Source organism: Longispora fulva (genome assembly GCF_015751905.1).
GTDB classification, from domain to species: Bacteria; Actinomycetota; Actinomycetes; order Mycobacteriales; family Micromonosporaceae; genus Longispora; species Longispora fulva.
Genome location: NZ_JADOUF010000001.1, coordinates 8,056,075 through 8,070,195, shown reverse-complemented (window position 1 = coordinate 8,070,195; position 14,121 = coordinate 8,056,075). Strand labels below are relative to the sequence as shown.

The 14,121-nt window shown below is 72.9% G+C and carries 13 protein-coding genes; 10 read left to right on the top strand and 3 right to left on the bottom strand.

What is annotated here, in order from left to right; all coding sequences use genetic code 11:
* Positions 1 to 135 precede the first annotated feature (135 nt).
* From IW245_RS37420 to IW245_RS37400, 4 genes are read left to right on the top strand one after another with little or no spacing between them, the layout of a single operon-like run.
* On the top strand, positions 136 to 1,251 hold the full coding sequence (locus IW245_RS37420; RefSeq protein WP_197007789.1) for an NAD(P)/FAD-dependent oxidoreductase: 1,116 nt from the start codon (positions 136 to 138) through the stop codon (positions 1,249 to 1,251).
* On the top strand, positions 1,248 to 2,981 hold the full coding sequence (locus IW245_RS41910) for an FAD-dependent oxidoreductase (RefSeq protein WP_267920044.1): 1,734 nt from the start codon (positions 1,248 to 1,250) through the stop codon (positions 2,979 to 2,981). Before IW245_RS37420 ends, IW245_RS41910 begins: the two co-directional genes overlap by 4 nt.
* Positions 2,978 to 3,886 carry a dihydrodipicolinate synthase family protein gene (locus IW245_RS37405; RefSeq protein ID WP_197007788.1) on the top strand — a complete coding sequence of 303 codons (909 nt, stop codon included), beginning with the start codon at positions 2,978 to 2,980 and terminating at the stop codon, positions 3,884 to 3,886. The genes IW245_RS41910 and IW245_RS37405 overlap by 4 nt, the downstream gene beginning before the upstream one ends.
* A complete protein-coding gene (locus IW245_RS37400; protein WP_197007787.1) occupies positions 3,883 to 4,875 on the top strand; it encodes a proline racemase family protein in 993 nt (330 codons plus the stop codon). Before IW245_RS37405 ends, IW245_RS37400 begins: the two co-directional genes overlap by 4 nt.
* 54 nt (positions 4,876 to 4,929) lie before the next feature.
* Here IW245_RS37400 and IW245_RS37395 read toward each other — a convergent pair whose 3' ends face one another.
* Positions 4,930 to 5,640, bottom strand: coding sequence for a hypothetical protein (locus IW245_RS37395; RefSeq protein ID WP_197007786.1), 711 nt, complete (start codon positions 5,638 to 5,640; stop codon positions 4,930 to 4,932).
* A gap of 126 nt (positions 5,641 to 5,766) precedes the next feature.
* Here IW245_RS37395 and IW245_RS37390 point away from each other — a divergent pair, with 126 nt between their 5' ends.
* The 5 genes from IW245_RS37390 (at position 5,767) to IW245_RS37370 (ending at position 11,318) form a co-directional block, all read left to right on the top strand.
* A complete protein-coding gene (locus IW245_RS37390; RefSeq protein ID WP_197007785.1) occupies positions 5,767 to 6,405 on the top strand; it encodes an ABC transporter ATP-binding protein in 639 nt (212 codons plus the stop codon).
* A complete protein-coding gene (locus IW245_RS37385; RefSeq protein ID WP_197007784.1) occupies positions 6,405 to 8,546 on the top strand; it encodes a YhgE/Pip domain-containing protein in 2,142 nt (713 codons plus the stop codon). The genes IW245_RS37390 and IW245_RS37385 overlap by 1 nt, the downstream gene beginning before the upstream one ends.
* An 8-nt stretch (positions 8,547 to 8,554) precedes the next feature.
* Positions 8,555 to 9,130 (top strand): TetR/AcrR family transcriptional regulator, encoded by a 576-nt coding sequence (locus IW245_RS37380; RefSeq protein WP_197007783.1) that lies wholly within the window; start codon positions 8,555 to 8,557, stop codon positions 9,128 to 9,130.
* A 102-nt stretch (positions 9,131 to 9,232) separates the two neighbouring features.
* Positions 9,233 to 10,681: an aminopeptidase P family protein gene (locus IW245_RS37375; protein ID WP_197007782.1), complete on the top strand. Its 1,449-nt coding sequence runs from the start codon at positions 9,233 to 9,235 to the stop codon at positions 10,679 to 10,681.
* Positions 10,682 to 10,793: 112 nt separating this feature from the next.
* Complete coding sequence (locus IW245_RS37370; protein WP_197007781.1) at positions 10,794 to 11,318, top strand: YidB family protein; 525 nt, start codon at positions 10,794 to 10,796, stop codon at positions 11,316 to 11,318.
* 95 nt (positions 11,319 to 11,413) lie between these two features.
* On the opposite strand, the gene IW245_RS37365 is transcribed toward IW245_RS37370, so the two are convergent.
* Together IW245_RS37365 and yczE are read right to left on the bottom strand one after the other, a co-directional pair.
* A complete protein-coding gene (locus IW245_RS37365; protein WP_197007780.1) occupies positions 11,414 to 11,758 on the bottom strand; it encodes a hypothetical protein in 345 nt (114 codons plus the stop codon).
* A gap of 165 nt (positions 11,759 to 11,923) precedes the next feature.
* Positions 11,924 to 12,523 carry a membrane protein YczE gene (gene yczE / locus IW245_RS37360; protein ID WP_197007779.1) on the bottom strand — a complete coding sequence of 200 codons (600 nt, stop codon included), beginning with the start codon at positions 12,521 to 12,523 and terminating at the stop codon, positions 11,924 to 11,926.
* Between the two features lie 68 nt (positions 12,524 to 12,591).
* On the opposite strand from yczE, the gene yczR reads away from it, so the two are divergent.
* On the top strand, positions 12,592 to 14,022 hold the full coding sequence (gene yczR / locus IW245_RS37355) for a MocR-like transcription factor YczR (RefSeq protein WP_197008889.1): 1,431 nt from the start codon (positions 12,592 to 12,594) through the stop codon (positions 14,020 to 14,022).
* Positions 14,023 to 14,121 lie beyond the last annotated feature (99 nt).

Below are 14,121 nucleotides of genomic sequence, written 5' to 3'. Positions count from 1 at the left end.
CTCAGTTCAAGAGCGGGACCCCGCTCGGACCGCGAGGATGATGGCAGGGTTCCGCCAGCCGGTAATATTTGACGTAGCACATGTGACAGGCCTACTGTGTCGAACAGAGCGTTCGGTATAGCGAACAGGAGAGCGGTGAACAGCGACGTCGTCATCATCGGGGCCGGCATCATCGGCGCCGCGACGGCGTATGAGCTGGCCCGCCTCGGAGTGTCCGTCACGGTCGTCGACCGGGGCGCGCTCGCCGGGGGCACCACCTCCGGCGGCGAGGGCAACCTGCTCGTCTCGGACAAGCCGCCCGGTCCGGAGCTCGACCTGGCCCGCGACTCCCTCACCCGGTGGCACACCCTCGGCTTCGGCCCCGAGGTCGAACTGGAGGACAAGGGCGGCATCCTGGTCGCCCGGACCCCCGAGGCCGCCACCGCGCTCGCGCACCTGACCAAGACCCACCGCGAGGTCGGCGTCGACGCCCGCGACATCACCCCCGAGGAGTTGGCCGAACGCGAGCCGCACCTCACCCGGGACGTGGCCGCCGCCGCGCACTACCCGGAGGACTGCCAGGTCCAGCCCGTGCTCGCCACGGCTGCCCTGCTCACCGCCGCCCGCCGCCTCGGCGCGGTCCTGATGACCGGGGCCGCGGTCACCGGGATCGAACCGGGGCGTGCGGTGCACACCTCCCGCGGCACGGTCTCCACCGCCCAGGTGGTCGTGGCCGCCGGCCCCTGGTCGGGCTCCGTCGCCGCGTTGGCGGGGGCCGACCTGCCGATCCAGCCCCGGCGCGGCGTGGTCCTCGTGACGTCCCCGGTGCCCACCATGGTCCACCACAAGGTGTACGACGCGAGCTACCTCGCCGCCGTCGCCAGTGACGACGCCGGCCTGCAGGCCTCGGCCGTCGTCGAGGGCACCCCCGCCGGCCCGATCCTGATCGGCTCCACCCGCGAACGGATCGGCTTCGACGCCACGATCCGGGTGGCGGCCCTGCGGATCCTCGCCCAGGGCGCGGTCTCCCTCTTCCCCGCCCTTTCGGGGGTACGCGTGATGCGCGCCTACGGCGGCTTCCGCCCGTACGCCCCCGACCACCTGCCCGTGATCGGCGAGGACCCGCACCACCCCGGGCTGTGGTACGCGACGGGGCACGAGGGCGCCGGCATCGGCCTGGCCCCCGCCACGGGCGCGCTGCTCGCGGCCCTGCTCACCGGCGGCACCCCGACCGTCGACCCCATCCCCTTCTCCCCCGGGAGGTTCGCGTGACCGCGCCCACCGCCGGCCACGGGGCGGGCCGGATTCACGACGATCCGGTCGGCGTCGACGCCGTACCCGTGACCGTCACCGTCGACGGCGTGCCGCTGGCCGCTCGGGAGGGCGAGTCGGTCGCCGCGGCGCTGATCGCCGACGGGCGCGCGGCGTGGCGGACCACCCGCTTCGGCGGAAAGCCGCGCGGGGTGTTCTGCGGGATCGGCGCGTGCTTCGACTGCCTGGTCACGGTCAACGACGAGCCGGACGTCCGGGCGTGCCTGCGCCCGGTGGCCGACGGCGACGCGGTCAGCACCCGGCCCGGCGTGCCGGCCCCGGAGCCCGACCTCCCGTCCCCGTGCTCGGGGGTCCGGGGCCCGAGGCCGTCGACGGCCAGGGGCTGGGCCGTGGTCGTCGTCGGGGCCGGGCCGGCCGGGATGCACGCCGCGCTCGCCGCCGCCGACGCCGGGGCCCGGGTGCTGCTGCTGGACGCCAACCCGCAGGCCGGTGGGCAGTACCACCGGCAGTTGCCGAGGAGCTTCCGGGCCGCGCGCCCCGAACGGGCCCACTCCGACCAGCCGGCCGCCGCCGACCTGATCGCCCGGGTGGTCGCGCACAGCCGGATCGAGCACCGGACGAACACCACGGTCTGGGCGGCGGAACCGGGGTCGGCCGGCTCCGACGGCCATCCGGGTCACGTGCTGCACCTGCTCACCGACGGGCGCTCGGCGGGAGCCGTCACGGCCGCCGCCGTCGTGCTGGCCACCGGGGCGTACGACCGGGCCGTGCCGTTCCCCGGCTGGGACCTCCCGGGCGTCTACACCGCCGGGGCCGCCCAGGCGCTGGTCAAGGGGCAGCGGGTCCGGCCGGGCGCGCGGATGCTGGTCGGCGGTACCGGGCCGTTCCTGTTGCCGGTGGCGGCCGGGCTGCTGGCCGCCGGCGTACACGTCGAAGGGGTGTTGGAGGCCAACCGGATCGCCGGCGCGTGGCTGCGGCGGCCGGCCGATCTCCTGCGGGTCCCGGTCAAGCTCGCCGAGGCGGTCCGCTACAACGCCCTGCTCGCCCGGCGCGGCACGGTCGTCCGCTACGGGCAGGCCGTCGTCGCCGTGCACGGCACCGACCGGGTCGAGGCGGCCACGATCGCGAAGCTGCGCCCCGACTGGACCATCGCGTCGACCCGCACGGTCGAGGTCGACGCCGTCGCGGTCGGCTACGGCTTCACCCCCCAACTGGAGCTGGCCACGGCCCTGGGCTGCGCCGTGGACACCTTCGTCCAGGTGAACGCCGAGCAGCGCACCACCGTGCCCGGCGTGTACGCCGCCGGCGAGCTCACCGGCATCGGCGGCGCGGTGCTGTCCGCCGCCGAGGGCCGGCTCGCAGGCCTGGCCGCCGCCGGGGCCGCCCCCGACCCGGGGACCGCGAGGACCCGGGCCACCTACACCAGGTTCGCCGCCGCGCTCGACGCCGTGTATCCGGTGAAGCCCGGTTGGCGGAGCTGGCTCGCCGACGACACCCTGGTCTGCCGGTGCGAGGAGGTCACGTGCGGCACGCTGCGCGACGCCCTCGACGACCAGGTCACCGGATTGCGCACCCTCAAACTGTGCACCCGGGCCGGCCTCGGCTGGTGCCAGGGCCGGGTCTGCGGCCGCAACGTCGCCGACCTCGCGGGCCTGCCGGCCGCCGACCACCGTCCGATCGCAACACCCATCACCCTCGGCGATCTCGCCTCAGCAAAGGACCCCCAATGAGTACGGATCTGCGCGGCGTCATCGTCGCCACCACCCTGCCCTACGCCACCGACGCCGCCGCCCCGGCCGGCCTGCGGGTCGACTACGACGCGTACGCCGAGCACTGCGCGTGGCTCGTCGCCAACGGCTGCCGGGGTGTGACGCCGAACGGCTCGCTCGGTGAGTACTCGTCGCTGACCGACGAGGAGCGCGCCCGGGTCGTGCGCACCGCCGTCGCGGCGGTCGGCTCCGACGGCGTCGTCGTGGCCGGGGTGTCCGCGCCGGGCTCGCACCAGGCCCGGCTGTGGGCCGAGCAGGCCGCCGAGGCCGGCGCGCACGGCGTGCTGGCTCTGCCGCCGACCATGTACCGGGCGAACCGCTCCGAGGTCGTCGCGCATTTCGCCGAGATCGCCGAGGTCGGCCTGCCGGTGATGGTCTACAACAACCCGATCGACACCAAGGTCGACCTGACCCCGGACGTGCTCGCCGAGATCGCGACCCTGGACAACATCGTCGCGGTCAAGGAGTTCTCCGGCGACGTCCGCCGCGTGCTGGAGATCCGCGAGGCGGCCCCCGACCTCGACGTCGTGTCCGGCGCCGACGACGTGGTCCTGGAGAGTCTGCTGATGGGCGCCGTCGGCTGGCTGGCCGGCTTCCCGAACGTGTTCCCGAAGGAGTCGGTGGAGCTGTACACGCTCGCCACCGCTGGCGACGTCGCCGGGGCCCGGGCGATCTACGAGCCGCTCGTCGCCGCGTTCCGCTGGGACTCGCGCACCGAGTTCGTGCAGGCCATCAAGCTCGGTCAGGAGCTCGTCGGCCGGGTCGGCGGCGCGTGCCGGCCGCCGCGCGGGCCGCTGAGCGAGACCCAGACGGCACAGGTGAAGGCGGACATGGACAAGGCGATCTCGTACCTGGCCGGGCGATGAACTTCTCCCGCTACCTGACCGCCGTCGACTCGCACACCGAGGGCATGCCCACCCGGGTCATCACGGGCGGCATGGGCGTGATCCCGGGCGCGACGATGGCCGAGCGCCGCGAACACTTCATCGCCAACATGGACCACATCCGGCAGTTCCTGATGAACGAGCCGCGCGGCCACGCCGCCATGTCGGGCGCGATCCTGCAGCCCCCGACCCGGCCGGACGCCGACTTCGGCGTGCTGTTCATCGAGGTGTCCGGCTGCCTGCCGATGTGCGGGCACGGCACGATCGGCGTGGCGACGGTCCTGGTGGAGACCGGCATGGTGCCGGTCACCGAGCCGGTGACCACGGTCCGGCTGGACACCCCGGCCGGCCTCGTGGTCGCCTCGGTGGCGGTCCGCGACGGCCGGGCCGAGTCGGTCACGTTCACCAACGTGCCCGCCTTCTCGGTGGCCCTGGACGCCACGGTCGACGTTCCCGGCTACGGCACGGTCCGCTACGACCTGGCCTACGGCGGCAACTTCTACGCCATCGTCCAGCTCGACGAGCTGGGCCTGCCGTTCGACCGGTCCGCCAAGGAGTCGCTCCTGAAAGCCGGCCTGGCCATCATGGACGCGATCCCCAACCCGACCCACCCGCTGCTGCCGACGATGCAGGGCGTGCACCACGTGTACCTGGCGGCGCCCGGCTCCGACGCGAAGCACTCCCGGCACGCGATGGCCATCCACCCGGGGTGGTTCGACCGGTCGCCGTGCGGCACGGGCACGTCGGCGCGGATGGCGTCGCTGTGGGCGCGCGGGGAGCTGGCGCTCGGGGACGACTTCGTCAACGAGTCGTTCATCGGGACCCGGTTCATCGGGCGGCTGGTGGAGGAGACCACGGTCGGGGAGTATCCGGCGGTGGTGCCGACCGTGACGGGGCGGGCGTGGATCACGGGGATGGCCCAGTACCTCCTGGACCCGCGCGACCCGTTCCCCACGGGCTTCGAGCTGTAGTCGAGCGTTTCCCGGCCCCGGTCCGCACCACGCGGTCCGGGGCCGCGGCCGTTCTCAGGGGTTCGGGGTCCACAGGGTGACGGCCAGGGCCAGGCCGTGGCCCGTTTCCCTGCTGACCTCCGTCACCTGCACCCACGCCACGTTCTCCTGATCGGTGATCACGCAGAACGCCGTCTCCCCGGCCGTCATCGCCCGGTTCAGCACCGGCCCCGACGCCTGGGCCTTCGCCGCGCCGGCACACTGTTCCCCAGTCGGCTCGGCGGCCGGACCGTGGCCGAAGAACTTCGCCTCCTGGCCCTGGAGCTGGTCCGGGCCGCAGATCGAGCCCGCGCCGAACCGCAGATCGGCGCCCGGCAGACTGTTGAGCCCCTCGGCGACGGCCGGGGTGTCCAGGTCGATCTCGGCGTAGCAGTTCACGGCCGGGACGGTGACCCGGGTCCGGCTGAAGGTCTGCGTGTACCCGGCCGCCGTTCCCGGCGAGGACGGCCCCGTGGGCGGCGCCCCAGGCCCGGCTTTCGCCGTGGGCTGGGCCCCGGTCGGCGTCGGCACGGCCGCCGCGGTCGAGGCGGGGCCGCCCTCGCGGTACACGAAGAAGACGCCGGCGATGGCCAGGGACAATACGCCCAGGATCGCGAGCAGCACCCTGGCTCGGGGAATGCTCGCCGGGGACGGCAGCACGATCTCCCAGATCTGGATCTCCTTGTTCAGGGTCGCGCAGATCAGACACGCCAGACCGATTCCGCAGAACAGTGCGACCCAGCCCATTCGGCCCTCCCGGGGACGTAGGTGATTCGACGGTAGCGCATGACCCTGGTCACTCGACTGGACAGAAACAGCGGCCTTTCACTACCTTTATTTTTGTACTGACCGGTCAGTTCAAGGAGTGGTGTCGTGACCGACGAGCCCGTGGTAGCGACGGAGGCCGACGTCGTCGAGGAGGCCGAGGCGATCATCGAGCGGGCCCCGCTGCCCGTCGTCGCCGCGCACAACCTCGGCCTGCGCACCGGGCGGGGCTGGGTGTTCCGGGACGTGACGCTGGCCGTGCACCCGGGCGAGATGATCTGCCTGGCCGGGCCCGCCGCCAGCGGGCGCAGTTCGCTGCTGCTGGCGTTGGCCGGCCGGTTCACCACGAACCACGGCACGCTCACCCTGCCGAAGCAGCACTGGAAGCACCTGGCCCTCGGCTATGTCCCCGGCGTGCACGAGCCCGAGCCCGCGCTGACCGTCGGCGAGCACTTCCGCGAGCGCCGGGTGCTCCTGGGCCGCAAGGGCGAGCGCAACACCGACCGGACCCTGGCCCGGGACCTGTCACCGTTCCAGCGGCATGTGCTGTGCCTCGAACTCGCGCTCCTCGGCCGGCCCCGGCTGATCGTCGTGGACGACGTCGACGCCGCGCTGACCGCCGACGAGCAGGCCTCGTTCTGGGCGATGCTCCGCGAGGTCGCCGACTCGGGGATCGCCGTCGTCGCCGCCAGCCGGGAGCCCTCGCCCGTGGCGGACACCGTTCTCACGCTCACCAAGGAGAAGTGATGTTCACGCTGGCGAGGTTCGAGCTGCGCCGGTTCATGCGAGCCCGGCTCACCCGGGCGGCCATGGTCGTGCTGATGCTGGTGCCGCTGCTGTACGGGGCGCTGTACCTGTGGGCGTTCTGGGACCCGTACGGCCAGCTGAAGCGGATCCCGGTGGCCATCGTCAACGAGGACCAGCGGGCCGGGGACGTGCACGCCGGCGCGGACCTCCAGGAGACGCTGATCGACCGGCAGGTGTTCGGTTGGAAGGTCACCGACGCGCGCGACGCGGCCAGGGGGCTCGACGACGGCACGTACCACCTGGTGTTCACGATCCCGAAGGACTTCTCCGCCGCGCTGAACTCGCCGGCCGACACCGTCAACGCCCCGCACCGGGGTGAGCTGCGGGTCGTGACGAACGACGCGACGAACTACCTGTCGGGGATGCTCGCCCGGTCGGCGTTCACGGAGATCCGGGCCGGCGCGAGCGGGAAGACGACGAAGAAGTACCTGGACAAGATGTTGTTGAGTTTCACCGAGCTGAAGAAGGGCATCGGCGACGCGGCGAACGGGGCCGGGCAGCTGAATGACGGCTCCGGGAAGCTCAGCGACGGTGCGAACAGGCTCGACAACGGCCTCGGCACCGCGCACACCGGCTCCACCCAGCTCGCCGACGGCCTGGCCAGCGCGAACTCCGGTGCGCAGAAGATCACGGCCGGGCTGGTGACGCTGAACGCCGGTACCGGCCAGCTGGCCGACGGCACCACGAAGCTCGCCGCCGGCAACCGGGCCCTGGCCACGAAGCTGTCCGGCACGGCCGACCAGATCGAGCCGTTCCTCCGCGAACACGGCGGGGACATCGGCACGGCGGCCGGGATCGTCGCCGACGGGGCCGAGCTGATCGCGAACAAGCTGGACTCGCTGCCGAACCTGGTCACGGACGCGACCACCCAGGCCCAGCAGGTCCAGCGCTCCGTCGTCCAGCTCGGCGAGGAGCGGCCGGAGCTGAAGACCGACGCGACCTACAAGGCCGCGCTCGACGCCGCGAACAGGACCGTGGACGCGGCGAAGGCCGTGCAGGCGGCCCTGAACAACGATCCCGGGGCGTTCACGGCCCTGAAGACGAAGCTGCGCGACGTCGCCACGAAGGCCCGCGCGTTGCAGCAGGCCGCCCCGCACCTGGCCGACGACGTGGCCGGCGCCCGGACCTCGGTCAACGCCCTGGCCGCCGCGTCCGAGCAGATCGCCACCGGAGCCAACCGGATCCACACCGGCGTGACCAGCGCGACGGGTGCGATGAAGGAGCTGTCCGGCGGGCTGTACCGGCTGTCCACCGGCGCCCGGCAGCTCGACTCCGGCGTCGGCGCGCTGTCCGGCGGGGCCGGCGAGCTGGCAGGCGGCCTGGTCACCCTGCACGACGGGGCCGGCAAACTCGCCACAGGGCTCACCGACGCCGAGGGGCGCATTCCCGGGTACGACGCCGACGCGCGCGCCCAGCGCTCCGACATCATGGGCGACCCGGTGGCCCTGCAGCGGAGCGCGAAGAACGCCGCCTCGACGTACGGCGTCGGCTTCTCGCCCTACTTCATCGCGCTGGCGCTGTGGGTGGGCGCGATGCTCGCGTACATGCTGCTGCGGCCGGTGAACTCCCGGCACCTGGCCTCCGGCGCGCCCGCCTGGCGGGTGGCCCTGGCCGGCTGGCTGCCCGGGTTCGCGGTCGGGATGGTGCAGGCGGCGGTGCTGCTCGCCGTGCTGCACTTCGCGCTCGGGCTGAACCTGGAACGGCCCTGGGCTGCCGGCGGGCTGCTGGTGCTGACCGTGGGCGCGTTCACCGCGATCCTCCAGCTGATCGGGGCGAAGCTGGGCGCGGCCGGCCGGGTGCTGGCCCTGATGCTGCTGATGCTGCAGCTGACGTCGTCGGGGGGCACGTACCCGATCGAGACGTCGCCCGGGTTCCTCCGCGCGCTGCACCCGTACCTGCCGATGACCTATGTCGTCCGTGGCCTGCGGCACCTGATCAACGGCGGGGCGGCCGGCCCGGTGTGGCAGGCTGTGGCTGTGCTGATCGCCTTCACGGCCGGGGCGCTGGGGCTGACCACCCTCGTGCTGCGGCGCTCCCGGCGGCTCACCCCGAGCAAACTGCACCCCGACCTGCAGATGTGAGAGCGACCATGGGCCGACGCGAGGACACCCGGCAACGCCTGTTCGACGCGGCGATCACGCTGATCGCCGAGCGGGGCTACTCCTCGACGACCGTGGACGAGATCGCGGCGGCAGCCGGGGTGGCCAAGGGCACCGTGTACTACAACTTCACCTCCAAGCCGGAGCTGTTCACCGAGCTGCTCCGGCACGGGATCGGCGCGCTGACCACGGAGCTGCGCGCGGCGGCCGAGGGGCTGTCCGGGCCGGACGGGGTGCACGCGGTCGCGACGGCCCAGCTGCGCTACATCCAGCGGTACCAACCCTTCGCGCAGCTCCTGATGGCCGAGATGTGGCGCACCAACCGCGAGTGGCAGCCCACCCTGCACGCCCTGCGCGACGAGGCCGTGACCGCGATCGCCGAGGTGATCCAGCGCGGGGTGGACGCCGGCGAGTTCGACAAGCGGGTCGACGTCCGGTTCGGGGCGTCCGCCCTGTTCGGGGTGGTGCTGGCCGTGGCCCTCGACTGGCTCGTCTACTCACCGGACCGGTCCCTGGAGGACGTCCGCGAGGACCTGCTGATGATCGTCGACGCCCGGCTCCGCTGACGGTGGCGAAAGTTACCGAACAACTGTTATGAAGCGGTGGAACATTACCGGGCCGTAAGGAGTAAGTTGGCTCTAGCCGTACTACCGCGAGGAGCCCAAGAGATGACCGAAGAGCGCCCCGAGGGTGAGCGCAGCCACGACCCGATGTTCCCGGAGAAGTTCCTGGAGTTCATGCGGACCGGCTGGGCGGAATCGCCCCTGAACGTGCTCGCCCTCCCCCAGTCGGCGCACCACGCGCGCCGGCGTGACCAGCTGTCCGCCGCCTTCCCCGGCGAGAACCTGGTCGTCCCGTCCGGCCGCGAGCAGGTCCGGGCCAACGACACCTCCTACCCGTTCCGCCCGGGCAGCGACTTCATGTGGCTCACGGGCGAGCACGACCCCGAGTCGGTGCTGATCCTGCACCCGACGGCGACCGGCCACGACGCGGTGCTGTACGTGCGGCCCCGCTCGCCCAAGGACACCGACGCCTTCTTCCGCAACGCCGAGCACGGCGAGCTGTGGGTCGGCCGCCGGCACACCCTGGCGGAGAAGACCACCGAGCTGGGCCTGGCGACCGCCGACCTGGCGGACCTGCCCAAGGCGCTGGCCGACCTGGCCCCGGGGAAGTCCCGGGTGCTGCGCGGCTACGACGCCCTGGTCGACGGCGCGGTCCTGGTGACAGACGCCGCCCGCGACACCGAGCTGGCCAAGGTGCTCTCCGAGCTGCGTCTGGTCAAGGACGCGTGGGAGATCGCCCAGCTCCAGGACGCGATCGACGCCACGGTGCGCGGCTTCGAGGACGTCGCCCGGATCCTGCCGGCCGACCGGCCGGTCTCGGAGCGGCTCCTCGACGGCGTGTTCGCGACCCGGGCCCGGCACGACGGCAACGACGTCGGCTACGGCTCGATCGTCGGCAACGGCGCGCACGCCACGATCCTGCACTGGACCCGCAACAACGGCCAGACGCGGCCCGGCGATCTGCTGCTGATGGACATGGGCGTGGAGAACAACAACCTCTACACCGCCGACGTCACCCGGACCCTGCCGGTGACCGGCCGCTTCACGGACCTGCAGCGCAGCGTGTACGACATCGTGTACGCGTCGCAGCAGGCCGGCATCGAGGCGATCAAGCCGGGCGTGGAGTACAAGGAGATCCGGGACGTCTGCAACCGGGTGCTCGCCGAGGGTCTCGGTGACCTCGGGGTGCTGCCGGGCTCCGTCGAGGAGGCCCTGGACAAGGACGGCCAGTTCTTCCGGCGCTGGACCCTGCACGGCTTCGGCCACATGCTGGGCCTCGACGTGCACGACTGCGCGCACGCCAGCAAGGAGATGTACACCGACGGCAAGCTCGACACGGGCTACGTGCTCACGGTCGAGCCGGGCTTGTACTTCCAGGCGGAGGACGAGCTGGTCCCCGCCGAGCTGCGCGGGATCGGCATCCGGATCGAGGACGACATCCAGGTCACCGAGAACGGCTCGGTGAACCTGTCGGCCGGCCTGCCCCGGACCGCCACCGAGGTGGAGACGTGGATGGCCGCCCAGCGCGAGGCCGGCCCCCGGCTGCCGGGCTAGGCACCAGCGACACGACGCCCCGGGAGCGTGCTCCCGGGGCGTTTCGCGTCCCCGGCTCCGCCGCACGCCTTAGGGTCGGTAGGCGGTAAATCACACGAACCGGGAGCATTCCATGGACCTGCAGCAACTCCTGAAGAACCCGATGACCCAGCAGATCATTCTCGCGCTGGTCACGAAGCTGATCGGCGGCAAGCTCGGCGGCGCGGCGGCGACGAACGGGGCGGCGCCCGCCGGGGCCGCGCCGGGCGGGATCGACATCGGGAGCATCCTCGGCGGGATGCTGGGTGGCGGCGGCTCCGGGGGCGGCGTCGACCTGGGCAAGATCCTCGGCGGGGTACTGGGCGGCGGCTCCGGCGGCAACTCCGGCCTGCTCGGCCAGCTCGGCGCGGCCGGGCTCGGCGACCAGCTGCAGTCCTGGATCGGCACCGGCCCGAACCAGCCGGTCGACGCGGCGAAGCTGACCGAGGCGCTGGGCCCGGACACGGTCAACGACATCGCCGCCCAGACCGGCGCGACCCCGGAACAGGTGACCGACACCCTCCAACAGGCGATTCCGGCCCTCGTCGACGAGGCCAGCCCGAATGGGCAGCTCGACCCGGCGGCGTTGCAGTCGACGCTGGCCAAGCTGCTCGGCTGACCCGACCGGCGCGCGCCGGTCCAGGTGTCCGCCGTCAGCGTCTGAGAGGTTTGTGATCTGTCGGGCGTCCCCGGTCGGGGACGCCCGATGTCAGATCAGGGCGCGCCGCCCGTGCAGGTGCGCGTGCTCGACTTCGTCACGGTCCCGCCGGCCGCGTCGGTCACGACGATCTTCGACGTGTTGCTGCCGGAGCAGCCCCAGGACACGTAGGTCCGGTTGTCGTACTGCGGGAAGTAGTAGTTGTTGAAGTACCACTTGATCGTGTACGGCGCGGTGCCGCCCGACACGCTCGCCTCGCAGAACATGCTGTAGCGGATCGGCTCGCACGTCTGCGAGGCCGTCAGCGTGGTGGCCTGGGCCGGCGAGGCGCCCACGAGCACGGCGCCGGCGACGCCAGCGGCGAGGGCGAGGGAGCCCAGGGTTCTGGTCAGTCGGATCATGTGCGTCTCCTCCGGTACGGGCGCGGATGCGGCCATCGACAAGCATGATGGCACATGGCCTCCATAGTGGAGTCTCATCGCGTCTCGCCATCCGGGGAACCGGCCCGGGCGGGGCGTGAGTGGGCACGCCCCACCCGGACCGGTGGCTTGACTCCCTGCCGGTGGCTAACGAACCTCGCGGGCCACCGGTGCGGTCAGCCGGGCCAGGAAGAACTGCACGAGCGGCCCGATCGCGACCGCGTACAACAGGGTGCCGATGCCGAGCGTGCCGCCGAGCAGCCAGCCGCTGGTCACCACGGCGATCTCGATCAGGGTCCTGATCAGCCGGATCGACCGCCCGGTCTTCGCCGCCAGCCCGGTCATCAGGCCGTCGCGGGGGCCGGGGCCGAGCCGGGCGCCGATGTACAGGCCACCGGCCAGGCCGTTGAGCACCACCCCGGCGAGCAGCATGCCGATCCTGGCCGCCAGCGGCACCGACTCGGGCAGCACGTTCAGGGTGAGCTGGGCGACGAAACCGATCACCAGCACGTTGCTGATCGTGCCGACCCCGGGGCGCTGCCGCAGCGGGATCCACAGCAGCAGGACGAGCGCGCCGGTCCCGGCGACGATCAGGCCGAACGGCAGTCCGGTCTGCTTCGCCACGCCCTGGTGGAACACGTCCCACGGCATCGTGCCGAGGTGGGCCCGGATCATCAGGGCCATGCTGACGCCGTACACGATCAGGCCGAGTTGCAGTTGGGCGAAGCGCTTGCCGAGGTCCTTCATGCATGCCATTGTTAAGGCCACTTCCAGGCAATTAAAGAGCCAATTTAGGGGTACTGGCCTTGAAACGCATGCTCAGCGCCACCCAGTTCGCCCGCCTCCTCGGCGACTGGCGCAGCCGCGAGGCCGACTACCTGGCCCTCGCCGGGGCGGTGCACCGCCTGGTCCTCGACGGCCGGGTGCCGCCCGGCGTGCGGCTGCCCGCCGAGCGCGAGGCGGCCCTGGTGCTGGGCGCGAGCCGCACCACGGTCACGGCGGCGTACCGCAGGCTGCGCGAGTCCGGCTTCCTCACCAGCCGGCAGGGGGCCGGCAGCTGGACGAGCGTCCCCGACGGCCACCGGGTCGCCACCAGCGGCCTGTGGTCCCCGGCCGGCGAGGACGACGTCCTGGACCTGGGCTGCGCCGCGCTGCCGGCCCCGCCCCAGCTCGCCGACGCGGTGCGCGAGGCGGCCGACGAGCTGCCGGGATACTCGGCCGGCTCCGGATACACCCCGACCGGACTTGCCCCGCTGCGCGCGGCGGTCGCGGAGCGGTACACGGAGCGGGGCCTGCCGACCACCCCCGAGCAGGTCATGATCACGACGGGGGCGCAGCAGGCGTTCGACCTGGCCCTGCGCCTGCTCCTCTCTCCGGGCGAGACGGCACTGGTCGAGGTGCCGACGTACGCCAACGCGCTCGTCGCGCTCGCCGCGCACCGGGCCCGGGTCGCCGGCTACGGCCTGCCCGGCACCGGCTGGGACGCCGACGAGCTGATCGCGACGCTCCGGCAGATCCGGCCCCGGGTGGCCTACCTGCTGCCGGACTTCCACAACCCGACCGGCCACCTGATGCCCGCGACCACCCGGGAACGCCTGGTCGCCGCGACCCACCCGGCCGGCACGGACCTGGTCGTGGACGAGACGTTCGCCGAACTGTCCCTGACCGGGGATCCGATGCCGCCGCCGGTGGCCGCGTTCGACCGGCACGCGCGGGTGGTCACGATCGGCGGCATGAGCAAGGCCTACTGGGGCGGGCTGCGGATCGGCTGGATCCGGGCGGCCGGCCCGGTGATCCAGCGGCTCGCGGCGCTGCGGGTCGGCGCGGACATGGGCTCCCCCGTGCTCGAACAGCTCGTCGCCGGCCGGCTGATCGCCCGGGCCGCCGAGATCATCCCGGCCCAGCGGGCCACCCTGCTGTCCCGGCGCGACGCGCTGGTCGCGGCGCTGCGGGCCGAGTGTCCGGAGTGGAGGTTCACGGTGCCCACAGGCGGGATGTCGATGTGGGTGGAACTCGACGCGCCGGTGAGTACCGCCCTGGCCGCGGCGGCCGAGCAGCGCGGGGTGCGGGTGGCCGCCGGGCCGCGGTTCGGGGTGGACGGGCTGATGGAGCGGTTCGTCCGGCTGCCGTACACGCTGACGGAGTCGCAGTTGACGGACGTGGTGCGGCGGCTCCGGCAGGCGCGGGAGGACGTGGACGCCGGGGGGCCGGCCCGGACCCAGTCGGCGCTGGACATCGTCGCCTGAGCCGCCGGAAGCGCGCGGCGCGGCCGAGGCTTCGCAGCACCGGCGGCGCGGATCGGGCGGCCCGGATCGGGCTCGGGCGGCGCGGATCGGGCGGCGCGG

Coding starts and splice junctions, on each gene's coding strand:
- IW245_RS37380 (WP_197007783.1), top strand. CDS start 8,555: ATGGGCCGACGCGAGGACACCCGGCAACGCCTGTTCGACGCGGCGATC.
- IW245_RS37365 (WP_197007780.1), bottom strand. CDS start 11,758: ATGATCCGACTGACCAGAACCCTGGGCTCCCTCGCCCTCGCCGCTGGC.
- IW245_RS37385 (WP_197007784.1), top strand. CDS start 6,405: ATGTTCACGCTGGCGAGGTTCGAGCTGCGCCGGTTCATGCGAGCCCGG.
- IW245_RS37400 (WP_197007787.1), top strand. CDS start 3,883: ATGAACTTCTCCCGCTACCTGACCGCCGTCGACTCGCACACCGAGGGC.
- yczR (WP_197008889.1), top strand. CDS start 12,592: ATGCTCAGCGCCACCCAGTTCGCCCGCCTCCTCGGCGACTGGCGCAGC.
- IW245_RS37395 (WP_197007786.1), bottom strand. CDS start 5,640: ATGGGCTGGGTCGCACTGTTCTGCGGAATCGGTCTGGCGTGTCTGATC.
- IW245_RS37375 (WP_197007782.1), top strand. CDS start 9,233: ATGACCGAAGAGCGCCCCGAGGGTGAGCGCAGCCACGACCCGATGTTC.
- IW245_RS37370 (WP_197007781.1), top strand. CDS start 10,794: ATGGACCTGCAGCAACTCCTGAAGAACCCGATGACCCAGCAGATCATT.
- IW245_RS37405 (WP_197007788.1), top strand. CDS start 2,978: ATGAGTACGGATCTGCGCGGCGTCATCGTCGCCACCACCCTGCCCTAC.
- yczE (WP_197007779.1), bottom strand. CDS start 12,523: ATGAAGGACCTCGGCAAGCGCTTCGCCCAACTGCAACTCGGCCTGATC.